The organism is Magnetococcus sp. PR-3, from assembly GCF_036689865.1.
GTDB lineage: Bacteria > Pseudomonadota > Magnetococcia > Magnetococcales > Magnetococcaceae > Magnetococcus.
The window spans coordinates 137,184-163,932 of record NZ_JBAHUQ010000004.1 but is presented as its reverse complement, the minus strand read 5'-3'; the positions used below and the strand labels follow the sequence as shown (position 1 = coordinate 163,932).

Below are 26,749 nucleotides of genomic sequence, written 5' to 3'. Positions count from 1 at the left end.
TTTTAATGGGGCCTACATACTATGTTGCGTGGAGAACACCCCACTTTCAACACTGGTCGCAAGCATGTTTTAAAACGGCCTGTAGCCTCTGCGAACCATACAGACCTGGGCTAATGAGCCCTCTTATTTTAAGGACCATGGGGAAGACGGCATCACGCCCTGACTGGCAGGGTTCCTGACCTAACCTTAATAGACACCTAGGCAACTGGCTCTATGGGCTTTTTTTCTAAGCATGAGGCAGGCTATTATTTCTAGGAGCTGGGTGGCAGCTCCGACAAAGACCCCTCTATCGGGAAGGCAGCATATTTCTTATGGCTATTCCGCACCAAGCCTCACTTTGGAGACGACGTCCCAGACGCCTACTGATCATTGCGGTGATAGCTTTACTGTTTATCCCCCTTCCCTTTTCTAAACGCCTACCCGCAACCCTACAGATATCTCAACCACAAGAGATAGTTACCCCCTTTGCGGCACAGATAGAGAATATCCATATCAAGCAGGGGATGTGGGTGGAAAAAGGTTCTGTGATGGTGACACTGAGCCGGTCAGATACTCACCATGAAAAAGAGACCTTGGCTGATCGTATTTCAACCTTGGAAACCCTGTTGGTAGAACAGAGGAGAGATGAAGAGGAATACGCGCCCTTACATGTTGTTCGTAAGCAGCTACAAAGCGCCAGGATGGCGCTGCAATCATTACAACAACGTCAGCAACAACACAGAGTAAAAGCCCCACACAGCGGCCAGTTACTTAAGATCCACCCTTTGGCCAGACCCGGCGCACAGGTGGCTCAACAGTTGCCCCTCTTCACCTTGGGTAATGAACATCAGGGGGTGATTGAGACTTGGGGAACGGAAGATCAACTTGATGGATTAAAAGCTGGGCAGCAAGCCCGCTTTCAGGCTGACATCCAAGCGTTTGAACCCATTGTGGTTACGATCATAGGGCCAGCCCCCATAGCCGTTGTGACTGCGCCTTCCTCTCAGCACCTGGCTCAAACAGAGGCCGCCATACAAACCCAACCCACCACAGACAACGACCCTTCCCACACTCGCATGAGGGTAGAGATACAAACAGACGTGCCGGCCATGCGTATGCATGGCCATTTATGGGTCGATACGCAGGCTCAATCCCTGGCAACCACTCTTACCCAGAAGTTGCACAACCTCACGCCGTAAAAGGCTGCCACATTTTAAGGGGTCGATTAGACGTGGTAGAGCTCTGCAGCGGGCATAAACAGTGTAGGATTGATGCGAACAACAGAAGGGGTCTCTGTACCCACAATGCGTTGTGCTGCAGATTCTGGGTTTTTAGAGAGATCCAGCGTGTAGGGGTTCAACTGCTCATCCCCTTTGGCCACAACCCGAACCACCGGGCGCAATAAGTCAGCACGGCTATTACGGATCACGACACCCATCCGGGTATCGGCCATACGAACAATAGAGCCAATGGGGTAGATCCCTACCGAGCGGATAAAGATTTCCACCATTTTACTGTCTAACCGCTTGCTCTCTTTTCCCTCTTTCAAGAGATGCCGCAGCACCTCCTTACCTTCACGGGCTTTGCGGTATATTCGGTTAGAGGTCATGGCATCAAACATGTCGCAGATCGCTCCCATGCGCCCTACTTGTGAGATCTCATCCCCTTTGAGTTTTTTGGGGTAGCCTGAGCCATCCAGCCGTTCATGGTGTTCAGCGGCCAACTTGCGGCTTAGATCCGAGACCTCCATCACCTCCATCATCTCTAACGTCGCATCCACATGGTTACGAATGACCTTACAATCAGACTCTGAGAGCTTCTCTTTTTTATTCATGACCGCGGGAGAAATTTGGGATTTACCCAGATCATGCAGCAGCCCCCCCAGACCAATCGCATTGACGCTCTCCTCATCCACCCCCATGCCACGTGCCATGGCCATAAGGTAGATCGAGACATTAACCGAATGATCAAAGCCTTCATGATCGTGCTGACGTAACAGAGAGAGACCAATTAAAGCATCGGGGTCTTCTGCCAAGGAACCACTCATGCGGGTTACAGCGAGGTCAAGTTGCTCAACCTCCAAAGGCTCGCCATCACTGGCCCTCTGAAACTGCTGAGCAATTTCGTGCTCAGTCGCGGACATCAATTCCAGTGCCTGGGCTGTCTCATCGACCCACTGCTGCTCTTGCATCTCTCTGGGATCAACCGAACCATCCCCCTCACCCAACGCATCAAGCTGGGAGGCAAGGAAAGCCATTTCGGCATCTTTATCCATCTGGTACTGAGACATGAAACTGGAACCCCTCTACAGAGCTCCATGGGCAGGAGCCTGCTCTTATGTAATACAGTGTGTCAAAGATAAGGGACAAACCCCATGAAAATCCACCCTTTTTTTACACACTCAAAAGATGCCCCATACACAAAAAAGCCGCTCCGGTTTTGCCGGAACGGCTTGCTAACTTCAATGTTCACCACTATTTAGTGGGTCATTTTTTCAGTTTGAATCACCTTATGAAAGAGCAGATTGGTTAAGCGCTGTTTATTAATCACAAAATTGGCATTGGGGTGTCGGTCCTCATACACCTCCTGATTGCGCTGGGCAATATCCTCAGCCTCATCCACACTGCCTTCGATAAACTGCTTACGGTACTGTTCGATCCCCTGACGGGTCGCTTCATCCAGAACCCCAGTCGGTTCTATGTTCGAACCCGCCGTACCCAGCTGCTCTTTTAGATTACTCTGAAACTGCTTAAGCAACACCCCATCAAAGCGTGGACTAAACTCAAAAGGGGACAACGCGCCGGGTACTATCGGCTCTGTAATCTCCAGACGCTGCTCATACCGGCCCAGCTCTGAACGCCCCAGCTTGCCTGTTACCCGTTCGCCATACAGATCTTGCAACTGACAAATGGCGTTCCAACTTTTAGATCCCATTAAGCCATCAATCCGAACATCCTGCCCCAGCCCTGGTGCTTTATCCGCAATACGCTGCAAGCGACGAATATCCTGCACCAACCAGCCTTTGGTGTAATATCCACCTGAACGGCGCAGATAGTTACCCTTATTACGGGTTAGGCATGAATCAAGATCATCCCTCACACTCGGAGTGGTCTGGCGCGTAGCTTTGGCCACCACAGGTGTACGACCTGTGCGAAGATGCTGAACCTCCGCACGGGGAATGATAATCTTCAAAATTTGGGGGGTACCCTTGTTATCCACAACGGTGACGTTGGTGGTATGGGGGCGATCCACGGCGATTCTCAACATCATCCACCCCTTATTTTCAGCTAAGGGGTCCATGCGTTCAACCACAACCAAACCATCGTTGTCAGAAACCGCCAAGTAGGGCGCGCGCCCACCACTGATCAATACTTTTTTAGAGACCAACTCCAGCGCATTAGGCTCTAGCTCCAACACCACCTGGGGGGGCATTAAACGCAGCACATGACCATTTTCAATATCCAAGGAACAGTCGGCAAACAGGGCTGAAGAGGTATCAAAGCTAATGGTTCCAAACTGCAGCTCCTGCTGGGCTGCAATCATACGATCAAAAGCACCATCGACCTGAACAACCGCCTGGTTCACCCGCTCCAATGCCGCCATATCGCCGCGCACTTCCGGAGTTTTTAACCCTCGTGCCCGTAACTCACCTAAAGCCAACAGCGTTTTGGCCATGGCATTACGGGTCTCCATTAAGCTCAGCACCGTACCATCGGCTTTCCAAACGTTGCCAAAGGGATTGCGCAGGCCACTCATGGCATCCCGCCCATTGGTGGTTACAAAACCACCCTGCAAATGCCCGCGCAGCTCATTTAAATAGCGGGTTTGGTCGGGCTCCAGACGGCTCAACTCCTGGTTGATGGCCATCTGCACATGAAAGGTCTTTGTGACCAAGATTTTTGCGTAGGATTCAATACCATCAACAGTGGCTTCCAGATCCCGGTTACGTTCCTGCTGATCGGATATCCAGAGGTTACCACTGGATTTAATCGCCTGAATAAGCCCTTGAACTGAGCTTTGCACCCCTGCCAACTGACGGACTTCATCCTGCCAGAAGTGCGCATTTTTCTGGTTCTCAGGGACGGGAACCCCGCTCTGGAGTTGGCTGATCATACGGGCCATGTCACTGGATTGTGCGGCATTAATATCCCGCAACTCCCACAGAGCACGCCGGAAAGATTGGCGAGCCTCACGGGCATCACGCACAGCCGACATGGCGTTTTGCACCCGGCTGGTGGAGAGACCGGATTTATCCACAGCCTCAACCAAACACCCCAACGCCTCCACACCACGGGTATAGATACCCCGACGCTGGTTATCCACTACCGCCTGATTGATGGTATAGAGTGTACCACCGGCCAGACCTAAGCCCTTTAGCACATCATCATCACTATCAAACAGCACGGCACCAACGGCACCAGCCGCCAGTCCGGTTAAGGCCAGACGCACCTCTTCCTGATCCTTAGCTTGACCTCGGATAGCGGTGTCATAACGGAGCTGCAGTAACCGGGCAAACTCCTGCGCCTCACCAATGGTGACACCACGGGTTTGGGGCAGACCACCATATTCAGTCACATCTGCGCCGTGCTCACCTTGACGTTGAACGTCAGGACGACTGCTGCTGACATCCTGAAAGGCATCCAAGGAGGCACAGGCAGGCAGCATCAACCCTGTAACAAGCAGGGGAACAAGTCGGAGCGACGCCGATAGACGGGGGAATTTCATTGTGTCTCCAATAACTTACCGTTCGACAGTGGGTTCTTAGCCCAACCCTAACAGTATGAAAATTTCTCTCAAAAAATCAAGCATTTCTTGGGCCACATTGTAAATCGTTACAAAAGTGCCAGGGATATTCCGCCCCAAACGACGCCCTTATTACCTCTGCAAATCCTGCATAACAGCGGATAAAGCCTGTTGAAATCGTTGCCATTGCGCCTCTTCACCAGGCAGACCAAAGCGAAGAGCTGAAGGGGACTCAAAGCCGCGTACAAGAATCCCCTTCTGTGCCAAGCGATACCCGATCTGCTTCGCTTGAAAGTGACGAACATACTGGAACAGCCCGGTTCCACCGGTGGGTGTCAGACCAGCATCTGTCAAGCCTGTCATCAATCGGTGGCTTAATTTAGGCAGCTCCTGGCGGGTCCTCTGCTGCCAGTTTTCATCCTTTAAGGCACCGGTCGCAACCCAGCGGGCAGGGTGAGAGAGTGTCCAGGGTCCTAACCACTCTGCCATGCGGGATAGCCATGGGGCAGGTCCCATACAAAAGCCCACACGCGCCCCAGCCAAACCAAAAAATTTGCCTAAAGAGCGCAACACAACCAAGCCAGGCACACCCACCTGATCCAACAGGGAAGCTTCAGGGGTCGCATCCATAAAAGCCTCATCCACCACCAAAAGTCCGTCATGGGAGGACAGCTGTTGAAGCCAAGCCATTAACTGCTGTTTTGAGTAGTATGTTCCCGTGGGATTATTGGGATTGACCACCACCAGCACATTAAGCTCTGGCAGCAGAGCAGATACCTGATCCCCTTTCACCTCTACAACCTGATGACCCGCTTGACGCCACGCATGGGCATGCTCAGCATAGGTAGGGGTAAGGATACCAACCTTACCCACACCACACAGGCGTGGCACTGTTTGGATCGCCGCCTGGGAACCCGCAATAGGTAGGATATGCGCAGTACCGTAGTAGTGCTGGGCCGCCGATAGCAGGCCATCTTCTTCTTCCGGCAGGCGGTTCCAGCAGCTGTCCGGCATAGACCGGGCCGGGCGCCAACCCTGGGGATGAATGCCCGTGGAGAGGTCCAACCACTGCGTCAGTGGAATATCAAATTCAGCGGCAGCTTGATAGAGACGGCCACCATGGTGCAGTGCATTCATGTGTTACCGTGCCTTGCTCATGACAGAAAGCTGTTTCATCATGGCGCTTTGTTCACCTTGGGAAAGATCACAACTCATGGCCCACACCCTTATGATCCAAGGCACCACATCGGATGCCGGTAAAAGCTTAATGGTCACCGCACTGTGCCGTTTGCTCTCTCGCCAAGGGTTATCTGTGGCCCCGTTTAAGCCACAAAATATGGCTTTGAACAGTGCGGTCACCATTGATGGTGGTGAGATTGGTCGAGCTCAAGCATTACAAGCCAGAGCCTGCGGTCTGGAACCCCATACCGATTTTAATCCGATTTTACTGAAACCCAACTCCGATGTTGGTTCTCAGGTCATTATTCAAGGTCGGGCTGTGGGTAATATGAAGGCCGTGGAGTACCACCGTTTCAAACCCCAAGCCATGCAGTATGTGCTCCAGGCCCATCAACGACTCAGCCAAAACTATGATGTCATCATCGTTGAAGGGGCAGGATCGCCAGCAGAGATAAACCTACGATCCAACGACATCACCAACATGGGCTTTGCTGAAGCCGTGGACTGCCCAGTCCTATTGGTGGGGGATATTGACCGAGGTGGTGTCTTTGCGCAACTGGTTGGCACCATGAATCTGCTTTCCAAAAGCGAACAGCAGCGTATTCAAGGTTTCCTCATCAATAAATTCCGTGGAGACCCTGCACTACTAACCCCAGGGTTGGATCAGTTACTGGAGATAACCGGCAAGCCCACCCTGGGTGTCATACCCTACGTTCAAGGGCTACATCTTGAGGCTGAGGACTCCTTTTTTGCGGTGCCCCAGATCAACCAACAGGCCAAGCTCTCGGTGGTTGTCCCGCGTCTTCCACGCATCAGCAACCATACAGACTTGGACCCTCTACTCAGCCACCCGGATGTCGCACTGCATCTGATTGAAGCCAACCAACCCATCCCCCCCTGCGATCTTATTCTATTGCCAGGCAGTAAAAGTGTGCGGGCAGACTTAACCTGGATGCAAAACCATGGTTGGGTTGCATGCATCACCCGCCATCTACGCTATGGCGGCCGTGTTTTGGGGATTTGTGGTGGTTTTCAAATGTTGGGAGAGCAAATCCACGATCCAGAGGGCATTGAAGGTAGCCCCAACTCGATGCAGGGGCTGGGGCTACTCTCCATGGAAACCACCATCACCGCCAACAAACAGCTTTCTCGCCATACAGGCCAGCTCATGATGGGTGGATGTGTGGAGGGGTACCAGATCCATATGGGCCAGAGTCTAGGCCCTGCGTTGGCACGCCCTGCCCTAACGTTAGAAACCGGGTGCCCCGACGGAGCCTGTTCGGAAGATGGCCAAGTGATGGGCAGCTACCTACACGGTTTGCTGGACCACCCCCAAGCGTTAGCCGCCCTTTTAAAATGGGCGGCGCCCCAACATACACTGCAGCACCAGGATATTCGTCAACACCGAGAAGAGAGCATTAACCGTCTGGCTGATGCCTTTGAAAGCCATGTGCAGATGGATACCCTAAAACCTTTGCTACCCGCTTTTTAAGGACCCGTAACCCGCAAGGCATGCTGTGCTGTAACCTGAACACGTAGCAGAATATCGCCATACTGGTCGGTCAAAAACAGGGTTTTACCCGATCCACTACGGCTTAACCAAATGCCTTTGATCGATTTAATAGGCAAACAAACACTGGTACCCGGCCCCACCAGCTGGACCTCTTTTTTGGACACCGCCCAGGTGGCATCCTGCAAGGTAATGGTGCCCTCAGCATCGCCGGCCACCCAACGAATACGCACCTGCTTCATGGTGATCAACAAGGCAGGCAAAGCCTTGCGTTTAATCACTTCCACAGAGCGCCCATCAATGGGGTTGTTACCGGCATCCGATAGCGCTTTTAAAACCTCCCCCATGGGTACATCAAACAGCTCTGAGACCTGTTGCATGGAGTGATCAGGATTTTTCCGTAGATGATCCCGCATAATCTCATGCCAGCCATCTAACCCCATGCTCAGGGAGTGACCCGCCTTTTCACCTTTTTTAACCTCTCTGGTGAAGTCCACATATTTACCGGCATACCCCCGAGGGGTGATCATTAGCCCCTCTTTTACAAAGGTATCGCTATTGCCGATAAGCACCGTTGAGAGCATACCAATGTCAGCCTCAGCCATCTTTTTAAGGGTCGTCATCTCCACACTCTGGCGGGGACGATAGGCTGACTTCACAATTGCGACAGGGGTTTTACCGCTCCGGTGACGTAGCAGGATCTCCTGCGCGGCTACAATCTGCTCGGTCCGTCGTCCACTCTTAGGGTTATAGAGTGCCACCACAAAATCAGAGCAACCTGCGGCATCCAAACGCTTAGCAATAACCGGCCATGGGGTTAAGAGATCAGAAAGAGAAATGCTGCAAAAATCATGGCTCAAGGGCGCCCCTACCAAAGAGGCACAGGCACTTAGTGCTGTACACCCCGGCACCACCTCCACCTTAATTTCACTATCTGGCGTCCAACCGGTTTTTAACAGAACTTCATAGGTGGGACCAGCCATACCGTAGATCCCCACATCCCCTGAGGAGATCAAGGCAACGGCCTTACCTTTTCCAGCATGAGCTATCGCCTCTTCGCACCGATCAATCTCTTCTGCCATGCCTTTTTTCACCACCTCCTGGTGGGTCAATAAAGGCTCCACTAGACGGATATAGGTGGAGTAGCCAATCACCACATCCGAGGCAGCAATAGCCTCTTGGGCACGGGTGGTCATATGGGCTTCAGATCCAGGCCCAAGCCCTACTAGAAAGATCTTACCGACACTCATGACATTATCCTCACCACAGAAACCGTAGCATTCTTACCATCGGTTCCCCGATATTTTAGTTTTTCCACCAGCAGAGCTTCCCAGCCTGGGCTACCTCCACTAAGTAGTGCAGCCGCTTCAGCAACAGCGGGTGTACCCATATATTTAAGCACCACATCAGAGGGGTTCGGCACAGAGACCGCCGCTAACGCCTCTGCACCGTGCAGATCCAAAGGCCACCCCTGTTGCTCGGCCAGGGCCAGCAGCGCCACTTCATCTTTTTTGGCCTCAATGGTTGCAAGGCGCTGGACATCTTTCCGGTTACAGCCAGCCTCTTGCAACGCCAGCGTCACGGCTGTTTCCAGCGTCTCAAGCGGGGTGTTACGATCACACCCCATGCCCAGCACCAGCTTCATCAGGAATCCTCAGGGACCCGATAGACAATCAGTTTGCCTTTCAGACTCTCCAGGAAGGATTGTGAAATGGGGCGATTGGTCACCCACAAAATCCCTGCAAAGGCCTCCACAGGAACCTCTTCAAAACGTTCAAAGAGCTGAATATTTTTTGGTAGCGGTTTATCCTCTGGCCACCAGTTTTTACTCCCGGCCTCCTGCACAAAAGCAATGGCCTCTTCATTCACCATATGGGCAGCGACACGGGTGAGGTTATCTTTAAGGGCTTCAACCTTCCAACCCATCTCACGGCCAAGAATATCGACAGGAATGGTCTTACGCACATCTGAAGCGGTGGTAATAACCGGCTCGGCCCCCAGCAACTGCGCCACCAACCGGGCATGATCGTTCGCCCCACCCACATGACCAGCCAGAATAGGGATAACAAACCGAGCGGCATCATCGACACAGACCACGCCGGGATCTTCCTCTTTACTCTTTAAGTGTGGCGCGATCAGCCGCACAACACCACCAATGGAGACAAAGAAGACCAGCTGTTCAAAAGCCTCCATTAATCCACCAATTTGGGGCTTAACAGCACCACGGATAATCTCCTTGGCACCAGAATAGTCGGCCACATGATCTTCAAACTTTTCAGAAACAAACAAGGTGGTATTGTCCATCAGACCTGCCAGTTTAATGGCATGACCAACACTGTGTTTGGTAATGGCAATAAGGGCGGTCTTGGGTTTGACGCTATTATTTTCAATCATTTTTTTCGACATCCCCGTGTAAGAGTGGGTTTGACCCGGTTCGGGTTGTGCACAAGCATCAAAGAGAGGTAAGAGACCTTACGGTCTTTCAGTTCGCTCACATCATGAACCAGCCACTCTTGCTCGCTGCCTGCTTTTTCTACAAAGCGTGCATGCTCCATAATGCCCTTCTGCTCAAGCATAGCCAACACCTGATCCAAGACAGGGTTCACTTTAAGTAGGGCAATGGTATCAAACTGCTCCAAAAGCTTCTCCAGCACGGCCACCCCATAAGCTGCGGGTACAATGGCCACGGTGTCATCCTGATCACAGATAACATCCTGTAAACGGGCTGCCGCAGCGTTGTAGGAGGTCACCCCAGGTATCACCTCTGACTGAACCCCTTCATCCAACCCCTGCACAGCACGGCGTATATGGTTAAAGGTGGAGTAGGTGGAAGCATCCCCCTCCACCAAAAAGATGACATCCTCACCCCCATTAAGCAGCTCCAAGACCTGCTTACCTGCCACAGCCCAGCTTTTAGCCAGGATCTCTGGATCTTTGGTCATGGGAAAGACCAGGGCTGTCTTATTCTCAGGTATGCTCAAACCACTGCGAACAACAATATCCAGGGCATAACTCTCCGCCCCAGTTTTTTTAATGGGGTAGGTCCAGTGGGCACCACTTTGCAGGGCAGCCCAAGCACCACGGGTAATCCAATCGGGATCACCAGGGCCTAAAGAAACGCCGATCAAACGGCCTTGGGTTTTACGCATGATTAGGTTCCATGTTTGGCGGTAACAATCCAGATCGGGTTTTCCGCACCAAAACGGTGCATATCCAAAATAGGCTTACTGCGAGAAACCTGCATCTGCAGGGCATCCCATACCATACCGAGCTGTTTTAAAGTGGTGGTGGCCGTAGCCAGATTTTCCAGGGTGACAAAGTTCATAACCAGCCGCCCATCGGGATGAAGCCGCTGGGCAACCTGCTCAATCAACTGGGACAAATGACCACCAGAGCCCCCAATGACCACCGCATCAGGGTCTGGCCATGTTGAGAGCCCATCCGGCGCTTTACCACAAAAAGCAGCATAGTTCAGGCAACCCAAAGCTTGGCGGTTTTTTTCTATCAACGCCATATCCGGTGCATTTTTCTCCATGGCATAAACATGTCCATGGGGGGCCAGACGTGCAGCCTCTAAACCAATCGAGCCAGAGCCAGCCCCAATATCCCACACAATACTGTCTGGTCGGATCGCCATTTGAGCCAAGGTAACCGCACGCACCTCTTTTTTAGTAATCAGCCCTTTTTCCGGCTTACGTTGGGCATATTGATCATCTTCAAAACCAAAAAGAGGGCGCCGATCTTGCCCACGGTTTTGCACAATCACCACATTAGGCTGTTCAAAGTGACCCTCTACCACCTGCTGCGGTGTGAGACCATGATCGATCTGCTCATCATCCAACAGTAGTTTTTGGCAGACATGCAAGGTGACCTGCCCGTCCAAGCCAGCAGCAATAAGCGTTTGCGCCAGACGCGCGGGATCATTCTCAGGACTGGTAAACACCCCTAACAACGCTTCGCGCTGCACGGTCTGAACCACCGATGTTAAGGGGTGTTCCGCACCCATTCCAGGCCGCCAGGGTCCGCAGTCTGCGGTGTGGGCTGAGAGAATTGTAGCCTGCTGCCAAGGCAGCCCCAAACGCGCAAAAGCCCACTGCAACACGGAGGTGTTGGGATGGATCTGACACGCATCCAGCCCAAGTTTTTTAACCAGATAACTGCCAATACCGTGGCAAAGTGGATCCCCCGTCGCCAGCACGACGACACACTCTTCAGCCTCTAAACCAATTTGAATCCACTGGGGGACCTTGCTCAGGTTCCCCGTCAAATCCATACGCTGAGCATCTTCAGGCAGATAATCTTCAAACAGGGCAAAGGTTCGGGGCACACCGATCACCAAGTCCGCCTTTTTCATAACCTTCAGGGCCTGGCCATGCACCCCATCTGGACCATTGTCCAGCACCCCCATAATATGACAGGGCTCAGCCATGGTGACCTCCAGAAGCCTCAGTAATAGGGTTGCCCTCAAAATCACAAACCAGGATACGCAGGGTGAACTGACCTTCGTAACGTTGGGTTAGTGTCTGGACTACACGCTGAGCCAAGTTGTCATAAAAAGGCTGCGTCAGACCCAGTTTTGCCATGTGATCACTGGCAAAGCGTGCGGTTTCCGCCCCTCGTATCTCTTCACATATGGCCTCAGGCGCGCCGACCTCAGCGGCAATTAGGGCAACCAACCCCATATTCACCACACTTTTACCCGCATGAGTGTTCTCTTCCCCCTGGGCCATCTTGACCAATTTGCCCACCATACCACCAATGATCACCTGTTTAATGCCAGCACGCACACAAGCGTTGAGCGCAGGTTTGAGAAAATCCCCCATCTGCACAAAACAGGCATCCTGTAGGTCTGGCAGTTGCTGCTGGGTAAAGCGCTCGGTTCGCCCGCCCGTGGTTAACACCATGGTGGTTAGACCTTGGGTGGCGGCCACCTCAATATGCTGTTCTACGCTGGCACGAAAGGCCGAGGTCGAGTAGGCGTAAACGATGCCACTGGTCCCCAAAATGGAGATCCCATCCACAATACCCAAACGGGCATTTAGGGTACGTTTGGCCATCTCTTCCCCACCGGGAACAGAGATAACCACCTCAATACCACTGTGTTGGAGATAAGTGGCGGCCACAGCCCGAACATTGTGTTCAATATTAGCGCGGGGAACAGGGTTAATCGCTGGCGCCCCAACCTCTAAGCCAAGCCCCAGTTTGGTTACCCGCCCGACCCCTTGTCCACCGACCAAAACCACCTGTCCAGGTTGGTCAGGCAGTGGACGAAGATCCGCGGTCATCGCCCCACGGTGGGTAACATCCGGGTCATCACCGGCATCTTTAATAATCACCGCATGGGCAACCATACCCAGACGCTCCGGCTCATCCTGCAGAGCTTGCCCCACACACCCTTCAGCCACATCAAAGGTGACCATCTGGTCATTGGGTAGCTGACACTCAACCTGCTCAGGGACCACACCACGGACCAGACCAATGGCAGCAGCCCGTGCAGCTGCTGCAGCACAGGCCCCAGTGGTAAACCCGGTACGGTTGCCCTTTTTGCGTTTAATCTTGGCCATTAGCTCTGGGTGCAGAGGCTGAACAGGGCGTGGATGGCTGCAACCACCATGGTCGAACCCCCTTTACGCCCATGGGTCAACATCCATGGCACCTCTTGCAGCTGCTCAAGTTCCGCTTTGGATTCCGCCGCGGAGACAAAGCCCACAGGCATACCAATGATTAAAGCAGGTTTGGCTTCACCCTCCTGCACCTGACGGATGACCTCCAAAAGTGCCGTTGGAGCATTGCCGACCCCAACAATGGCCCCATCCATCAGCCCCACATCCCGTGCCTTGCGCATGGCTTGAATGGCTCGGGTCGTATCTTCCTCTTTGGCCTTGCTCGTGACATCCCCATCATTGATAAATTGATGGGCGGTGATGCCAAAGTGACCCAAACGTGCTTTGGATAGCCCCACCCGGATCATCTCGACATCAGAGATAATCGGTGCCCCTGCTTTCACAGCTTCGATGCCTGCCTGCATGGCGGTATCGTGAAACCGTGCCAGGCCGTTAAATTCAAAATCAGCCGTGGCGTGGATCATACGGCGGACCACTTGCCATTGATCCTCAGCATAGCTGTGGCTGCCAGCTTCGGCATCCACAATGGCAAAAGAGCTATGCTCAATCTGGCGACCAGCGCGGGTATCTTGTTCGGTAACAGGTGTTGGTGCGTTCATATCAACTCTTGTTCTCCTGGACTTAAAAGCCCATTGACAGCAACCTAAAAAAGCTCACGTCAGGGGTCGGTTTGAGCGCCCCCCTTTATCCGTGCGGCAAACGTGCCAGCCCAAGGATATATGCCGGCCAATTGTTGAGTACCACTACTCGTGATGATGATGGTGACCGTGCCCATGCTCCTGGGCAAATTCACGGTATTTACACCCATCACACTCCATTAATTGTTGCTGGCTAATACCGGCCAGTGCGGCACCAACCTTGGCATCCAGAAGATCATAGATCTCCTCTTCAAAACCAAAATATCCGCTTAACGAAAAGGCGATGGTGGGGTACTGTTTTTCCAGTCTAGCTACCTGGTTTTTGATGCGCTCCATCAACGTGCCCGTAAACAGATAGTAAGGTACAACCACAATCTGGGTCATACCCAACTTCACATGGCGCTGCACCATCTCTTCCAAGCGCGGGTAGGTGATGCCGGTAAAGGCGATATCCACCAGATCATGCGGGGTCGCTTCCCATAACCAACGGGCCATCTTGGCGACCTCACCATTGGCACCAATATCCGACGATCCACGGGCCAACAAGACCACACCTGTGGTCCGGGGGTCGGGTAGATGCATCGCCAACATACCATGGTGGAGTTGACGTTTAACCGCCTTAAAGACCTCCTCAACCGAGCCCAGATGACTGGTATAGAGAAACGTAACCTCTGGATGCCGTGCCCGAGCCTCTTCCAACTGAGCAGGAATCTCCATTTTGACATGGCCTGCGGCATTAATTACCAACGGCACCACCACCACCCGCTGAGCACCCTGAGCGGCTCGGTCTAGTCCTTCTTTGAGCAACACATCGGCAAACTCAATAAAGCAGAGCTGAATGTTCCAGTCGGGGTGGCGCTTTTGCCACTGTTCCGCGAACCTCTCCACTTCACGGTTGCCCTTAATATTGCGGGAGCCGTGGCCCACCAGCAGAATGGTATCACTCATGAAATTGGCTTTCCTTGATCGTTGCCATCCACCCCTTTTCTGAACTTATGGGTGTAGCTGGCATCGTAGAGTTTAGATTTTTTCAACCCCTGCTTATGACGTGCTTCCAGGGCTGGGCTGGCAACAATCATCGCTTGGCTTTTAATACCAGCTTGCTTGCATTTACTGGCCATATCCTCCCCCAGCGTGCCACGTACAATCTGCTCTTCCCCCGGCCAACTGGCTTTGTGCACAATCAGCATCGGCGCATCATCCGACCACCCAGCTTCCTTTAAAGCCTGCTGCACGGGCACCACCAGGGTAATGGAAAGGAAGATACAGAGCGTTGAACCATGCCTGGCCAGATCGGCCAACTTTTCCCCATCTGGCATCGGTGTACGCCCCTCCATCCGGGTGAGCATGACCGTCTGGGTTACTTCAGGCAGCGTCAGGCTCTCCACCGCAGCGGCTGCTGAGGCAAAAGCGGAAGAGACACCGGGTACCACTTTAGACGCCACACCTGCGGCATCCAAGGGCTGCACCATCTCCACTAACGAGCCATAAAGGGAAGGATCACCCGTTTGTAATCGCACAACGGTTTTCCCTGGTCCGGCATGCTGAACAAGCCAATGGGTAATTTCCTCTAAGTTCATACCCTTAGAGTCTGCCACCTGACACTCAGGCTTACACCACTGCAATGCAGCCTGGGAGACCAGCGAGCCTGCATAAAGGATGGCATCAGCCTGTTCAACCAAGCCACGCCCTTTAACGGTAATCAGATCAGGATCACCAGGTCCTGCCCCAACAAACCAAACCAACCCAGAGGATGCATTCAAAGTTTCTTTTCCCATGATGGTTTAAACCTCCAAATCCGGCCGCAACAGTTGAGCTGCAGCTTGGGGGTTGGAGGGTAGATAAAGATGTAGATAACTGGCCGTCACTGAGCCCATACGGTAGACAAACTCACCTTTACGGGTTTTACGCTGGGGAACCCCCTGACAAAGAGGCTCCAGATCCATCTCCAATGCCGAGTGATGGAAGGTGTGCCCCCGTAGATTACCCTCAGGCAGTGTCACCTGCTGCATCCCCAGATTTACCCGCCCCTCTTGCATCCGTGCCCGACCGGGCAGAGCCCCAACCAACTTGCCTTTTTGACCTGTGTGATGGGTCAACTCTTCTAGCAAATAGAGCATACCACCACACTCAGCCAGCACCGGCTTATGTTCACCGACATGCGCACTTATGGCCACATGCATGGATCTATTCTCAGCAAGCGGCTCTAAACAGAGCTCAGGGTACCCCCCTGGCAGATAGAGAGCATCACACACAGGGAGCGTGTCATCGGACATAGGGGAGAAGAACAACAGCTCTGCCCCGAGCTGCTTGAGCAGATCCAAGTTGGCTTGATAAACAAAGCGGAAAGCACGGTCCCAAGCAATGGCAATACGCCAGCCCGACAACCATGTAGGTAACGCATCACGATGCGCAGCAGGTTCAAAAGCTACCGCAGGAGGAAGCGCCCCTAAAGCATGCCCTTCCAAACTCTTGGCCATACCCTCTAACCGCGCATCCAGATCGGCCACCTCTTCAGCCTGCACCAACCCTAAATGGCGACTGGGCAGCCCCCCCTCCTTCCAACGTGGCAGCGCACCTAAATAGGGCACGTCTGAGGGAATAGATTCTGCCACCATGGCTTCATGGGTACTACTGGCGATACGGTTGGCCACGATACCATGCAGGGGCAAAGCGGGATCATAGCGGCTTAACCCCAGGGCCAAGGCACCAAAGGTCTGTGCCATGGAGGCGGCTGAGAGCATCACCACCACCGGGACCTTAAAGGTTTTGGCCAGATCCGCTGGCGCCGGGTTGCCGTCAAACAATCCCATCGCCCCTTCAATAAGGATCAAATCTACCTCTGCGGCGGCACGGTAGAGCAGTGCTTTAACATGCTCCACATCCCCCATCCATAAATCCAGCTGATAGACCGGTTCGCCACTGGCCTGTTGGTGAATTTGCGGATCAAGAAAATCAGGACCAATTTTGAAAATACGTACCCGCCTACCCTGCTTTTGGTGGTAGCGCGCCAGTGCGGCTGTGGTGGCCGTTTTACCATCACCTGAGCTTCCACCAGCAATTAACAGCGCCGGGCAATGATGAAGGGTGGGCTCAAGCGGCATATAGCCGCCCCTCATTCAACACCACCCCACGGTTGGTTACTTGATCCAAAAAGCGGCGATCATGGGAAATCACCACCATCGCTTGGGGCAGACGGTTCAACATCTCTACCAGACGTGCTTCTGCCGTTTCATCCAAGGCATTGGTGGGTTCATCAAGCAGCAGCACATCAGGGTTCATGGCCAAGACCGTGCCCAGGGCGACCATACGCTTTTCACCACCAGAAAGATGATGGGTCACACGATCACCGTAGCTGGACATCTCCAACTGCGCCAACACATCTGCGACAATAGCTTCACTCTCCTGCGCACTTTTACCCAAATTTAAGGGACCAAAAGCGATATCCTCGGCAACCGTTGGAGAGAACAACTGATCATCGGCATCTTGAAACAGCAGTCCGGTACGTGCACGAACAGGCATAAACTCCGCTTCATTGCGCCTGGGCTGTCCGTAGGCTTGCACCTGACCTTTTTGGGGTAAAATCAAGCCCATCATCAGCTGAAACAGGGTGGTTTTGCCGCTACCATTCCCCCCCATCAAGGCAACCTGTTCCCCGCTAGAGAGCGTAAAGTCCGCCCCTGCCAGAACAGGGTGTTCAGCACGGTATTGATAGTGCAGGTCCTGTAGCTCGAACAGGGTATGACTCATAACCACTCAAACCCCACCAACAGAATAAGCACCCCAACAAAGCTGGCGCCAAACAGCACATCCCGATTTTTCATCTGCATGGGACTAAGCATATAAAAGCGTCCGGTGAAACCACGACATTTCATCGCAGCATGGATCCGCTCCGAGCGCTCCAAAGAGCGTACCAACAACATGCCGAACAGATAACCGAAGCTTCGCCATGTATGCCAATTGCTGCGGGGTTGAAAGCCTCGACACTTCATGGCGGTACGTAGGCGCCCATACTCCAGACGCAGGACTTCCAAATAGCGTGCGGTAAACAACAAGATCAGGACCAGTTTTTCAGGCACACCCAATCGGTGTAGAGCATGGCCCAGCTGGTGGGGCTCTTGGGTACCGACCAAGGCCAATAGAACTAGAATAACGCCAACGGCCTTCAGCCCAATTTCAATGGCTTGAAAAAGACCATCCCACGTTGCGGTCAATGGCCCCCAGCGAAACCACACCTCACCAGGTGCCGTAAATGGCAACATAATCAGCAGAAAAATGATAAAAAGATCGACACCTACGGTACGTTTTAAGGTGAGTTTTAACGGCAGCCGTGCCGCAAAAATGAGTGCGACACCCAGCCCCACACCCATAACAAGGGTCGAAAATTGGTGAGAGGAGACCAGCACAAAAGCAAACAGTACGGCACATGAAATACGTACTCGAGCATCAATACCATGCAGCCAGGAAGCATTTTTTAAGGCCGCCAGCCGGCTGTCTCCAACAGGTCCCAGGGCGTGACTCACGCTTTAGGCTCCTTACGACGGCTGCTCAACCACAAGGCTAAACCCACCAACCCCATGATATAGCCCAAGCCACCCAGGGCATCCTGCAGGCGTACTTTATTTTCATAGGCCAGCAGCTGCTTACGCAGGGGTTTAACCTGCTTGGCCACGGCTGTTTCAATCAGACGTTCCAACTGCTGCTGACCCACACCAGATATCAGCTCTTCATTATGGTGATGCGCATGAGGATCAGGCTGGGGTAGCTGAGTCGGCTGGATGATAACGGGGGAAGTGGCGGGGTTACCGGTTAACTGATCGGCCGGTAAAATTAACTTAACAATATGCCCGGCACCGGCATCCACATAAAAATGATGATCCATGACTTGCTTGGCTTGATAGGTAAAGATTCCCTCTTCGTTGGTCTGGGTTTTCCCCAGCACCTGGCCCTGATCATTTAAGATGGTAACCGTTGTACCCTGGACCATATCCCCACTGCTGAACCCCACCTCACCTTCAACGGCCATACCTTCCGCATAGACATCGGCCACCATATTATGTGCCCAGGCGGGGGTGTAGATAAAGCCCAAGCACATGAAGAGGAACAGACTGGTTTTAATCCAGTTTTTATGGGTAGAAACCTTGGCCACCCCTTCTGTAGATGGACGCAGTTTTAAATGGAACAGTTCTGGTTTTACCCGGCGTATCAACACCACCGCAGCGCCGGTCAACACCCCCTCCAATACCATGATGGGAAGATGCGCCCAAAAAACGGCTTTGGCGGTAATCGCAAAAGCGTTACCGCTTAAAAATAGAGAGAGTGCGACCATGAGCGTGGTGAATAAAATGGAGAGTGCGCCACCGGTTACGCCCCAGTAGAAGGCCTGTTTTTGACTCTGCACTGCGGCCAGTTGAGGACGTAGCGCTGCAGCCACCAGTACGGCAGGGAGGGCAATATTAACCACATTCACCCCCAGCACAATCAAACCACCAAAGCCAAAAAAGGCGGCTTGCAGGAGCAGACCAACCAATAAAGCAGGAAAAGCAGCCCACCCCAGCACCAAGCCCACCAAACCGTTAAGGATAAGGTGCACACTGGAAGGTCCAATGGGAACATGAATTAAAGACGCCAGGAAAAAAGCGGCACTAAGCAACCCAACCTGGGGGATATGGTCGGCATCCATCTTTTTTAAGCCCAAAGCGGTGCCACCTATGGCGACAACCCCACCCAAAGCCAAGATCGATGGAGCCAAAGCACCATCAACAATATGCATAACCCTACCCGCCTATTTCAGTTCTGATGCATAGATCCACAACACGGCATCCTGACTTAGTTCTTTTTTTTGGTACTGCTTGTCTGGCCCAACCCCCAATGCGGCAAACCCCCAGTGACCCGCACGGGGGATACCAAAGGTAAAGACGCCGTTGGCATCAGTTATCGCCACCAATGTGGCAGGGGGCGAGGTAATGCGGCTGGGGCCAAACCCATTACGCTGTAAGTCTGGCTGACCATTTATCCACTCCACTTCAACTTCGGCCCCAGCAACAGGCTGCCCCTGGCTCTGTACCATACCACTGAAGGTACTGCCCACAATGATATTGGTCGGCTTATTCAGCGGCACAATTTCGGTCTTCAGCCCCAATGGTTTTTCCCAGCCAGAGGGTATACCACCCTTATTAACAAAGGATTTGGTCCACTGCTGAATATAGATATCCTCACTCTTTTCATAATAGGGTGCCGGTACTAAAACAAACGGATAGTCCCCATTACGCTTGATCTTTACCTCAGCGGCATAGGCCCCATTATGGTTATCTGGTCCAGCCCAGGTGATGGGTCGCACACGATCCAGCAGATCAATCTGTTTACCCTTGTGCCGATAGTAAAACTGTTCGGGTTTGCCCATGCTCATGACATGGCCATTAGCCATGGGGTGCGCAAATACCAGCCGCATAGGCAGGCTTGCCACACGGCTTAGATTGACCTGTGGTGTATAGAGCAGCTGAAAATGGGCTTGCGCCCTTTCACTATAGAGCATGACTGCCGCAAACAGGAAAAAGAACCAACCAAGATTGGATAAAAACCGCATAACACCCATCCTTTAACGCGAAAAGGGGCAAAACTAGATAGGCTTAAACGATTTGGAAAAGGGGGGATGAGACAGAATACGTATAAAAGGACGTGTCATCACCGCTCCAAAGACGCGAGAGCCTGGACATACTGACCCTCTGTCTTGAGAGCCGTCCCCGGCAGGTCTTCGGACTTGAGAGCTTGGCGTTAATCGTCACCATTAACAACCAGCCTACCGTTGCGACTTCCCTTACTTCTTCAAGTAAAGTGTCTGGAGCCAAGGTCTAAGCCAAAGACCAGCCTCCCTGCAACCTTCGTTCTCTCTTACCGCTGCGCGACAGTCCTGGAGTTACACCAGGTTCCCTGTTACCACACCACCTACAGTGGTGTACCGGAGCAGACTATATATGGCATGCCACCCCTAAAAAAGCAAGCGGGCCTTTGTAAACACAAAGGCCCGCCTATTAACCACAAATTAATGCCGTTATTCCATCAAGTTCACTCCATCACCTCAAAAGCAACGGCCATGGCATCTCCAGGACCAACCTTCTGCCCCAGTCCAATAACCCCTTTACCAATGAGCTGGTGTTCATCCCGATGAACATGGAACACTTCACCCTGCTCCGTAATGACATATGTGCCATTGGTGCTTTGGTCAATGACCACAAAACGGTCCCTTTTAAACTCCAAACGACAGTGCAGCCGTGACGCCATATTATCCAAAACCCGCAGATCACTCTGTTTACCACGACCAAGGGTTAAGTTGGCATTACTGGGGCCCATTTCAATATTGGAGGCCCCATTACTGACCATCATTTTTTCAATCTTTGGCTCGGAGGCCATCGCCGAAGGCATACCACCCATGACCGTCAGGTCATCCTCCTCCCCCCAAGTAATCTCAAAAATTTCTAGCGGCTTAGCCTTACCTTTAACTGTCGTTGTGATAACCGGGCGACTATCCTCAGCAATATCAGGATCCAACAAGCCTAAGGTCTCACCAGTGGTGATAATTTGATCGGCTTTAGCTTGAGCAGCCATCCGCGCGGCAGTATTCACAGCGTCACCAAACACATCCACCCGCTGCCGTTCCATTTCACGGATAACTTCCCCAAAATGAAAACCAACCCGGATCTGCAGTGGGGTACCCAGTGCTTCGGCATTATTGGTGACATCCTCCTGCATTTGAATGGCCGCCTCAGCCGCTTCATCTGCACTGTTAAAGGTACACATCACCTCATCACCAATGGTCTTAACCACCTTGCCTTGGTGGACCTCAGTAATGGCTGTTAGTAATTCAATACAGCGAGATGTTACTTCCCGAGCCTTAGCATCCCCAAACAGTTCATAAAGTTTGGTACTGCCGGCAATATCGGCAAACATAATCGCCAAACGTGTCTTTTCTCTCATGGTTTCATACCTTGTGATGAAACAATCTTAATCTTCGGGCACAATGGCTAGGATTACCGTGACGTTATCCTTACCACCAGCCTGCTTTGCTAAATCGATCAGGACTTGCGCCTGTTCGTCCAGGTTTTCCGCATCAGTCTGCGCCATAATCATCGCCATAGCCGGTTCGGAAACCATACCGTGCAAGCCATCTGAGCAGATTAGCAGCACATCTCCAGGCCGAGGTTCAAACAGGGTAATATCTGGAGCCACCGACGCTGTCGGCCCCATTGCCTGGGTTAAGATGTTTTTGGAAGGGGCTTTGCCTTTGGAACCAAAAGCTTTCCACTGCTCATACATGGAGTGATCACGGGTCAGAGATTTCAACCCATCATCCCGGTAGAGATAAAGGCGGCTATCCCCTACATGGAATATAATAGCATTCTCACTGCTATCCGGCACCCACATCCCTACGACGGTTGCCCCCATACCTGTACCTTCATTGTAGCCACGCTCACGGTTCAATCGGTTTACCCGACTGTTGGCATAATTGACCGCTTCACGCATACAAAAGGCATTGGGGTCCGCCAGCTCATCCAGGGTTGGGCTGTCCTCATCATCCTCAACATCTGTAGATTTGTTGACACCAATGGGTTGGGTAGGATCCCCTCGATCATGAAGAAACTCATCCAATGAGTTAACCACCAGTTCACTGGCGACCTCGCCGGCATCGTGTCCCCCCATGCCATCGGATACCACCATCAATCCCAAACTAGGCTCAACCCTTAGATTATCTTCATTGAGTGTACGCACACATCCCACATCTGAGAGTCCGACACACAATATGTCTGGTCCGATCTGTTGCATTTTACCTGCTTTTCGTCCAGAGGAGTGGTCTATCACCTTCACCACTCAACGATTCCCCAAAAATTGGGAGCATTTGTTCTAAGCCAGTATAAAGAATTTTTTGTCTGTTTCCAGTAACCAGTGCTCTTAACGCAACAAAAAGTGACCAAAAAACTTTTTCAATCCTAACGTGATCTCTACACCGTTGTCACAAAGATTGTAATAAGTTGGCGACTTTTGGTAGAATCTCACACCCCAATGTACCCGTGTCATCCGTTGTCAGGCTGCCCTCAGACAGCCCTGTCTTGCGGATAACCCCAACCCAACCAGATAAGGGAAAGTAATGGCCCACCTGCCTTTCCGCCCACGCCGACTGCGTAAAACACCCGGCATCCGCGCCATGGTGCGTGAGAACCATTTGCAGCCAGCCGATCTTATTTATCCCATTTTTGTGGTTCCTGGACAAAATGTACGCAAGCCTGTGGTCTCCATGCCAGGTGTTGATCAAGTATCGGTGGATAACACCGTCAAACTTTGCCAACAAGCCTATGAGCTGGGGATTGGTGGGGTCATTCTATTTGGTATTCCCGATCATAAAGATGCGGCAGGCAGTGATAGCTTTGATGAACATGGCATTCTTCAACAGGCTATCCGTGCGGTTAAAGAGGCCGTCCCCGAGCTCTATTTGATCGCGGATCTATGCATGTGTGAATATACCGACCATGCCCACTGCGGTATTTTGGTTGATGGTGATGTGGACAATGACCGCACCTTGGGGGTACTCCAGCGTATTGCCGTGACCTACGCCGATGCTGGGATCGATATGGTCGCCCCATCGGGTATGATGGATGGTATGGTCAGCCATATTCGGGAAGGGCTGGATGCAAAGGGCTATACCGATATTCCCATTATGTCCTACGCCATTAAGTATGCCTCCGCCTTTTACGGACCGTTCCGGGATGCGGCGGAAAACACCCCAAGTTCAGGTGATCGTCGCGGCTACCAAATGGATCCAGCCAACCGTATGGAAGCCTTAAAAGAGGCGGAACAGGATGTCGCCGAAGGTGCGGATATCCTGATGGTCAAACCCGGCCTGCCCTATATGGATATTGTACGGGACCTGCGTAACCACACTAACCGTCCAACGGCTGTCTATAATGTGAGTGGCGAGTACGCCATGATCAAGGCGGCTGCAGCCAATGGCTGGGTTGATGAGCAAGGTACGGTACTAGAGATGTTGCTGGGCTTTAAACGGGCTGGCGCTGACCTTATTTTAACTTACCACGCGCTGGATGCTGCGGCGTGGATGAAAGAGTGACCCCATAACCCCCTAAATGGGACACCCCAAGGGAACCCGGTCTTCTGGCCGGGTTCCAACGTTTAAGGGGCTTCTCCCTCCCTACGATCAAACATGAGTAACCACGATGAGTAAATCCCGCGCGCTTGGCCTTCTTTCTGGCGGATTAGACAGTATACTGGCCACCAAACTGCTCATGGAGCAGGATATTGAAGTCCACTGTGTGAACTTCTACACCGGCTTTTGTGTTCAGGCCCATACCGGCTCGATCCGCACCAAAGAGGGGGATCCCCCCCCCAAGCACGATGCGTTGGCAGCGGCCCAGATCTTAGGGGTCAAACTGCATATTGTCGATATTTCTGAAGAGTATGTGGAGATTGTTACCAACCCCAAATTTGGCTATGGCAAGAACCTGAACCCCTGCATGGACTGTAAGATCTTTATGATCAAAAAAGCCTGGGAGCTTAAAGATAAGCTTGGCTTTGATTTTATCTTCACAGGTGAGGTTGTCGGCCAACGCCCCATGAGCCAGCGCAAAGACACCATGCCCGTTGTACCCCGTGAAGCGGGTGTAGAAGGATGGCTGGTACGTCCATTATCTGCCAAGCGCCTGCCAGAAACCGAGCCCGAAAAACTGGGCTTGGTCGACCGGGAACAGTTACTGGATTTTCATGGTCGCACCCGGAAACCACAAATGGCCCTGGCCAAAAAGTTTGACCTTACCGAGTATCCCTCCCCTGCTGGTGGCTGCTGCTTCCTAACCGACGAGAACTACTCCAACCGATTGCAGGACCTTTGGAACACCCGTGGTGAGAAGAAATACAGTATGGATGACATCATCCTGCTAAAAGCAGGCCGTCATTTGCGCCTCTCACCCACCTGTAAAATGGTCATTGGACGGGAACAGGCTGAGAACAACTTTTTGCAAGGCTTCCGCATGGGCCGCATTTTGATCCGGGCCAAAGGCATTCCTGGACCGGTCTCCCTACTAGAAGGCACCGTAAGCGACAGTGAAATTACCACCGCTTGCCGGGTCGCCGCCCGTTTTGGCAAGGGTAAAAACCGTGAGTCCGTTGAGATGATCGTTGAACAGAACGGTCAGGAGAGCATTCGCACAGTCGCCCCTATGCCCCCTGAAGATATTCCACAAGAGTGGTATATTGCCTAAAGAGTAAGGGTCCACACTCTACGCTGTGGACCCCTCTTTTTGGCAGCGACCTCATCTTGGGCCATACGTGATACAGGTTCCTACTCAACTTGCAGGCTTTTTTCTGCTAGAATCACACTTTACTTAAACGAACGTCGGCCCTTTCTCTACACAGATCAGAGCTTTTTGCGGTGTAAAGAGCGGGCGCTAAGACAAGGCCCTGGCCTGTCCTTTTGTTCGTATAAGGCATGACCTTGGAACCTCCTGCCTGTACTGGCATCCAAATAAGGCCATGCTTACCACATCACTATTCAAGGCCCCGGTTATGATGAGTCAAACTGCCCTGCAAAGTCTTCAACCCGAATCTACGGTTGATGCACGCAATCTGCTTTGCCCCATGCCTATTCTTAAAGCAGAAGCGGGTATTATGGATCTAAAACGGGGGGAGATTATGGCAATCCGTGCCACAGACCGGGGTATTGAAAAAGATCTACCCGCCTGGAGTGATGTCAACGGCCATCAATTCCTGGGTTTTATCGATGCACCTGGTGAAAAAATTGGTCTGGTACGCAAAGGTTAATTTCCTCTTCCCATATTAAAAAGTCTATTTTCCCATGCATATGCACAGCCCCTCTCCACACGGTCTTGAAGACACCCGCCACCGTGAAGCCGACCGATGTCTGCTCGTTGGTGTCGTCGTCAATCTACTTCTCTCCATCGCCAAAGTTATCGCTGGTATTTTAGGTCACTCTGCCGCCCTGGTCGCTGATGGTATCCACAGTGCCTCTGATCTGGTCTCAGATGGGGTTGTCTGGCTGGGTATGCGTATTGCCCGCCAGGATCCTGATGAGGAACACCCCTATGGTCATGGCCGTTTTGAGACACTGGCAACCCTCTTTATAGCGCTGGCTTTAGGAGCCGTTGCCGCAGGCATTGTGGCCGATGCCGTAGATCGTATTCACTGGGGGGATAGCAGTGGCGACCCCCTGCCCGTACCAGCCACCATTGCACTGGTCGCGGTGGTTATCTCCATTGCGGCCAAAGAGGGTCTCTTTCACTACACCCTAAAGGTGGGAGAAAAGCTTAACTTACGGGCCCTGATTGCCAATGCTTGGCACCACCGGAGTGATGCCGTCTCCTCCATCGCGGCCATGGTGGGTATTTTGGGGGCACAGATGGGCTGGCCAGTCATGGATCCCATTGCTGCCGTGGTGGTTGCGGCCATTCTCTTTAAAGTCTCCTATAGCTTTTTAGTCGAAGTTTTTAAAGAGATCACCGATGCCTCTTCTGCCGTGGATAAAGAGATTCAGCAGCAGATCAATCAGGTCATTGCCAACCATCCTGATGTCCGTTCCGCTCACCTGTTCAAAGCACGACGTGTGGGATCGGATGTTCGGGTGGATATTCATGTGGTGGTCAATGCAACCTTATCGGTCTCTGAAGGACACCAGATTGCCGAACAGATCCGTGTACGCCTGCTCAAAGAGGTAGATGCCGTCAAGGATGCGCTGGTGCATATTGACCCTGAGGATGATACCCAGGCAGAGATGCCCATCACCTACCCCAATCGGGATGAGGTACGCCATTGGGTAGAACCCATGGTGGCCAAACATGCCGCCTTTGCTGGGGTGGCTGGGGTTATGCTGCACTATACAGTGGATGGGATGATTTTGGATCTGGATCTTGAGCCAACCCCCCATCACGACATGGTGGATTTTAACCACGCCACCGATCAATTAAGTGCCGCTATCTTGGGTAATCCGGAGGGACAGATCATGGAGGTACGCTTTCACCTAGCCCTAAGCCAATACCGTGGTACAGACAACGGCTAAT

At 52.5% G+C, this 26,749-nt stretch carries 25 protein-coding genes and 1 riboswitch; of the genes, 6 read left to right on the top strand and 19 right to left on the bottom strand.

Annotation, left to right across the window (positions count from 1 at the left end; translation table 11 throughout):
- Positions 1 to 311 precede the first annotated feature (311 nt).
- Positions 312 to 1,178 carry an efflux RND transporter periplasmic adaptor subunit gene (locus tag V5T57_RS04720; protein WP_332890013.1) on the top strand — a complete coding sequence of 289 codons (867 nt, stop codon included), beginning with the start codon at positions 312 to 314 and terminating at the stop codon, positions 1,176 to 1,178.
- Between the two features lie 26 nt (positions 1,179 to 1,204).
- On the opposite strand, the gene V5T57_RS04715 is transcribed toward V5T57_RS04720, so the two are convergent.
- The 3 genes from V5T57_RS04715 to cobD all read right to left on the bottom strand — a co-directional run bounded on the left by V5T57_RS04715 (position 1,205) and on the right by cobD (position 5,859).
- The gene (locus tag V5T57_RS04715) at positions 1,205 to 2,269 is read right to left on the bottom strand and encodes an HD-GYP domain-containing protein (RefSeq protein WP_332890012.1); all 1,065 of its coding nucleotides are present in this window, start codon (positions 2,267 to 2,269) and stop codon (positions 1,205 to 1,207) included.
- Between the two features lie 188 nt (positions 2,270 to 2,457).
- Positions 2,458 to 4,704, bottom strand: coding sequence for a hypothetical protein (locus V5T57_RS04710; protein WP_332890011.1), 2,247 nt, complete (start codon positions 4,702 to 4,704; stop codon positions 2,458 to 2,460).
- Between the two features lie 150 nt (positions 4,705 to 4,854).
- On the bottom strand, positions 4,855 to 5,859 hold the full coding sequence (cobD, locus tag V5T57_RS04705; protein WP_332890010.1) for a threonine-phosphate decarboxylase CobD: 1,005 nt from the start codon (positions 5,857 to 5,859) through the stop codon (positions 4,855 to 4,857).
- Between the two features lie 76 nt (positions 5,860 to 5,935).
- Here cobD and V5T57_RS04700 point away from each other — a divergent pair, with 76 nt between their 5' ends.
- Positions 5,936 to 7,393 (top strand): cobyric acid synthase, encoded by a 1,458-nt coding sequence (locus V5T57_RS04700; protein ID WP_332890009.1) that lies wholly within the window; start codon positions 5,936 to 5,938, stop codon positions 7,391 to 7,393.
- On the opposite strand, the gene cobJ is transcribed toward V5T57_RS04700, so the two are convergent.
- From cobJ to V5T57_RS04620, 16 genes are all read right to left on the bottom strand, one after another.
- Positions 7,390 to 8,661: a precorrin-3B C(17)-methyltransferase gene (gene cobJ, locus V5T57_RS04695; RefSeq protein WP_332890008.1), complete on the bottom strand. Its 1,272-nt coding sequence runs from the start codon at positions 8,659 to 8,661 to the stop codon at positions 7,390 to 7,392. The two genes, V5T57_RS04700 and cobJ, sit on opposite strands and share 4 nt — an antisense overlap.
- A complete protein-coding gene (locus V5T57_RS04690) occupies positions 8,658 to 9,056 on the bottom strand; it encodes a cobalamin biosynthesis protein (RefSeq protein ID WP_332890007.1) in 399 nt (132 codons plus the stop codon). Before V5T57_RS04690 ends, cobJ begins: the two co-directional genes overlap by 4 nt.
- Complete coding sequence (locus tag V5T57_RS04685) at positions 9,056 to 9,805, bottom strand: cobalamin biosynthesis central domain-containing protein (protein ID WP_332890006.1); 750 nt, start codon at positions 9,803 to 9,805, stop codon at positions 9,056 to 9,058. Before V5T57_RS04685 ends, V5T57_RS04690 begins: the two co-directional genes overlap by 1 nt.
- Entirely contained in the window at positions 9,802 to 10,560 is a 759-nt protein-coding gene (gene cobI / locus V5T57_RS04680; RefSeq protein WP_332890005.1) for a precorrin-2 C(20)-methyltransferase, read from the bottom strand. Before cobI ends, V5T57_RS04685 begins: the two co-directional genes overlap by 4 nt.
- 2 nt (positions 10,561 to 10,562) lie before the next feature.
- A complete protein-coding gene (cbiE, locus tag V5T57_RS04675; RefSeq protein ID WP_332890004.1) occupies positions 10,563 to 11,840 on the bottom strand; it encodes a precorrin-6y C5,15-methyltransferase (decarboxylating) subunit CbiE in 1,278 nt (425 codons plus the stop codon).
- On the bottom strand, positions 11,833 to 12,975 hold the full coding sequence (locus V5T57_RS04670; protein ID WP_332890003.1) for a cobalt-precorrin-5B (C(1))-methyltransferase: 1,143 nt from the start codon (positions 12,973 to 12,975) through the stop codon (positions 11,833 to 11,835). The genes cbiE and V5T57_RS04670 overlap by 8 nt, the downstream gene beginning before the upstream one ends.
- A complete protein-coding gene (locus V5T57_RS04665) occupies positions 12,975 to 13,634 on the bottom strand; it encodes a precorrin-8X methylmutase (RefSeq protein ID WP_332890002.1) in 660 nt (219 codons plus the stop codon). Before V5T57_RS04665 ends, V5T57_RS04670 begins: the two co-directional genes overlap by 1 nt.
- A 144-nt stretch (positions 13,635 to 13,778) precedes the next feature.
- A complete protein-coding gene (locus V5T57_RS04660) occupies positions 13,779 to 14,621 on the bottom strand; it encodes a sirohydrochlorin chelatase (RefSeq protein ID WP_332890001.1) in 843 nt (280 codons plus the stop codon).
- Entirely contained in the window at positions 14,618 to 15,451 is an 834-nt protein-coding gene (cobM, locus tag V5T57_RS04655) for a precorrin-4 C(11)-methyltransferase (protein ID WP_332890000.1), read from the bottom strand. Before cobM ends, V5T57_RS04660 begins: the two co-directional genes overlap by 4 nt.
- 6 nt (positions 15,452 to 15,457) lie before the next feature.
- Complete coding sequence (locus V5T57_RS04650; protein WP_332889999.1) at positions 15,458 to 16,777, bottom strand: cobyrinic acid a,c-diamide synthase CobB; 1,320 nt, start codon at positions 16,775 to 16,777, stop codon at positions 15,458 to 15,460.
- Positions 16,767 to 17,423 (bottom strand): energy-coupling factor ABC transporter ATP-binding protein, encoded by a 657-nt coding sequence (locus V5T57_RS04645; RefSeq protein WP_332889998.1) that lies wholly within the window; start codon positions 17,421 to 17,423, stop codon positions 16,767 to 16,769. The genes V5T57_RS04650 and V5T57_RS04645 overlap by 11 nt, the downstream gene beginning before the upstream one ends.
- Positions 17,420 to 18,196, bottom strand: coding sequence for a cobalt ECF transporter T component CbiQ (cbiQ, locus tag V5T57_RS04640; RefSeq protein WP_332889997.1), 777 nt, complete (start codon positions 18,194 to 18,196; stop codon positions 17,420 to 17,422). The genes V5T57_RS04645 and cbiQ overlap by 4 nt, the downstream gene beginning before the upstream one ends.
- Positions 18,193 to 19,446, bottom strand: coding sequence for a cobalt transporter CbiM (gene cbiM / locus V5T57_RS04635; RefSeq protein WP_332889996.1), 1,254 nt, complete (start codon positions 19,444 to 19,446; stop codon positions 18,193 to 18,195). Before cbiM ends, cbiQ begins: the two co-directional genes overlap by 4 nt.
- Positions 19,447 to 19,458: 12 nt before the next feature.
- Entirely contained in the window at positions 19,459 to 20,259 is an 801-nt protein-coding gene (locus tag V5T57_RS04630) for a DUF4198 domain-containing protein (RefSeq protein WP_332889995.1), read from the bottom strand.
- A gap of 142 nt (positions 20,260 to 20,401) precedes the next feature.
- Positions 20,402 to 20,651: riboswitch (cobalamin riboswitch) on the bottom strand.
- Between the two features lie 87 nt (positions 20,652 to 20,738).
- A complete protein-coding gene (locus V5T57_RS04625; protein WP_332889994.1) occupies positions 20,739 to 21,647 on the bottom strand; it encodes an adenylate/guanylate cyclase domain-containing protein in 909 nt (302 codons plus the stop codon).
- A 27-nt stretch (positions 21,648 to 21,674) separates the two neighbouring features.
- Complete coding sequence (locus tag V5T57_RS04620) at positions 21,675 to 22,493, bottom strand: PP2C family protein-serine/threonine phosphatase (RefSeq protein WP_332889993.1); 819 nt, start codon at positions 22,491 to 22,493, stop codon at positions 21,675 to 21,677.
- 322 nt (positions 22,494 to 22,815) lie between these two features.
- Here V5T57_RS04620 and hemB point away from each other — a divergent pair, with 322 nt between their 5' ends.
- The 4 genes from hemB to V5T57_RS04600 all read left to right on the top strand — a co-directional run bounded on the left by hemB (position 22,816) and on the right by V5T57_RS04600 (position 26,748).
- A complete protein-coding gene (gene hemB, locus V5T57_RS04615) occupies positions 22,816 to 23,790 on the top strand; it encodes a porphobilinogen synthase (RefSeq protein ID WP_332889992.1) in 975 nt (324 codons plus the stop codon).
- Between the two features lie 106 nt (positions 23,791 to 23,896).
- The gene (locus V5T57_RS04610) at positions 23,897 to 24,937 is read left to right on the top strand and encodes a tRNA (5-methylaminomethyl-2-thiouridylate)-methyltransferase (RefSeq protein ID WP_332889991.1); all 1,041 of its coding nucleotides are present in this window, start codon (positions 23,897 to 23,899) and stop codon (positions 24,935 to 24,937) included.
- Between the two features lie 304 nt (positions 24,938 to 25,241).
- The gene (locus tag V5T57_RS04605) at positions 25,242 to 25,496 is read left to right on the top strand and encodes a sulfurtransferase TusA family protein (RefSeq protein WP_332889990.1); all 255 of its coding nucleotides are present in this window, start codon (positions 25,242 to 25,244) and stop codon (positions 25,494 to 25,496) included.
- 34 nt (positions 25,497 to 25,530) lie between these two features.
- The gene (locus tag V5T57_RS04600) at positions 25,531 to 26,748 is read left to right on the top strand and encodes a cation diffusion facilitator family transporter (protein WP_332889989.1); all 1,218 of its coding nucleotides are present in this window, start codon (positions 25,531 to 25,533) and stop codon (positions 26,746 to 26,748) included.
- Position 26,749 lies beyond the last annotated feature (1 nt).

Excerpts from the sequence above, each read along its gene's own strand:
- V5T57_RS04720 (WP_332890013.1), top strand. The coding sequence starts at position 312 with ATGGCTATTCCGCACCAAGCCTCACTTTGGAGACGACGTCCCAGACGC.
- V5T57_RS04715 (WP_332890012.1), bottom strand. The coding sequence starts at position 2,269 with ATGTCTCAGTACCAGATGGATAAAGATGCCGAAATGGCTTTCCTTGCC.
- V5T57_RS04710 (WP_332890011.1), bottom strand. The coding sequence starts at position 4,704 with ATGAAATTCCCCCGTCTATCGGCGTCGCTCCGACTTGTTCCCCTGCTT.
- cobD (WP_332890010.1), bottom strand. The coding sequence starts at position 5,859 with ATGAATGCACTGCACCATGGTGGCCGTCTCTATCAAGCTGCCGCTGAA.
- V5T57_RS04700 (WP_332890009.1), top strand. The coding sequence starts at position 5,936 with ATGGCCCACACCCTTATGATCCAAGGCACCACATCGGATGCCGGTAAA.
- cobJ (WP_332890008.1), bottom strand. The coding sequence starts at position 8,661 with ATGAGTGTCGGTAAGATCTTTCTAGTAGGGCTTGGGCCTGGATCTGAA.
- V5T57_RS04690 (WP_332890007.1), bottom strand. The coding sequence starts at position 9,056 with ATGAAGCTGGTGCTGGGCATGGGGTGTGATCGTAACACCCCGCTTGAG.
- V5T57_RS04685 (WP_332890006.1), bottom strand. The coding sequence starts at position 9,805 with ATGATTGAAAATAATAGCGTCAAACCCAAGACCGCCCTTATTGCCATT.
- cobI (WP_332890005.1), bottom strand. The coding sequence starts at position 10,560 with ATGCGTAAAACCCAAGGCCGTTTGATCGGCGTTTCTTTAGGCCCTGGT.
- cbiE (WP_332890004.1), bottom strand. The coding sequence starts at position 11,840 with ATGGCTGAGCCCTGTCATATTATGGGGGTGCTGGACAATGGTCCAGAT.
- V5T57_RS04670 (WP_332890003.1), bottom strand. The coding sequence starts at position 12,975 with ATGGCCAAGATTAAACGCAAAAAGGGCAACCGTACCGGGTTTACCACT.
- V5T57_RS04665 (WP_332890002.1), bottom strand. The coding sequence starts at position 13,634 with ATGAACGCACCAACACCTGTTACCGAACAAGATACCCGCGCTGGTCGC.
- V5T57_RS04660 (WP_332890001.1), bottom strand. The coding sequence starts at position 14,621 with ATGAGTGATACCATTCTGCTGGTGGGCCACGGCTCCCGCAATATTAAG.
- cobM (WP_332890000.1), bottom strand. The coding sequence starts at position 15,451 with ATGGGAAAAGAAACTTTGAATGCATCCTCTGGGTTGGTTTGGTTTGTT.
- V5T57_RS04650 (WP_332889999.1), bottom strand. The coding sequence starts at position 16,777 with ATGCCGCTTGAGCCCACCCTTCATCATTGCCCGGCGCTGTTAATTGCT.
- V5T57_RS04645 (WP_332889998.1), bottom strand. The coding sequence starts at position 17,423 with ATGAGTCATACCCTGTTCGAGCTACAGGACCTGCACTATCAATACCGT.
- cbiM (WP_332889996.1), bottom strand. The coding sequence starts at position 19,446 with ATGCATATTGTTGATGGTGCTTTGGCTCCATCGATCTTGGCTTTGGGT.
- V5T57_RS04630 (WP_332889995.1), bottom strand. The coding sequence starts at position 20,259 with ATGCGGTTTTTATCCAATCTTGGTTGGTTCTTTTTCCTGTTTGCGGCA.
- V5T57_RS04625 (WP_332889994.1), bottom strand. The coding sequence starts at position 21,647 with ATGAGAGAAAAGACACGTTTGGCGATTATGTTTGCCGATATTGCCGGC.
- V5T57_RS04620 (WP_332889993.1), bottom strand. The coding sequence starts at position 22,493 with ATGCAACAGATCGGACCAGACATATTGTGTGTCGGACTCTCAGATGTG.
- hemB (WP_332889992.1), top strand. The coding sequence starts at position 22,816 with ATGGCCCACCTGCCTTTCCGCCCACGCCGACTGCGTAAAACACCCGGC.
- V5T57_RS04610 (WP_332889991.1), top strand. The coding sequence starts at position 23,897 with ATGAGTAAATCCCGCGCGCTTGGCCTTCTTTCTGGCGGATTAGACAGT.
- V5T57_RS04605 (WP_332889990.1), top strand. The coding sequence starts at position 25,242 with ATGATGAGTCAAACTGCCCTGCAAAGTCTTCAACCCGAATCTACGGTT.
- V5T57_RS04600 (WP_332889989.1), top strand. The coding sequence starts at position 25,531 with ATGCATATGCACAGCCCCTCTCCACACGGTCTTGAAGACACCCGCCAC.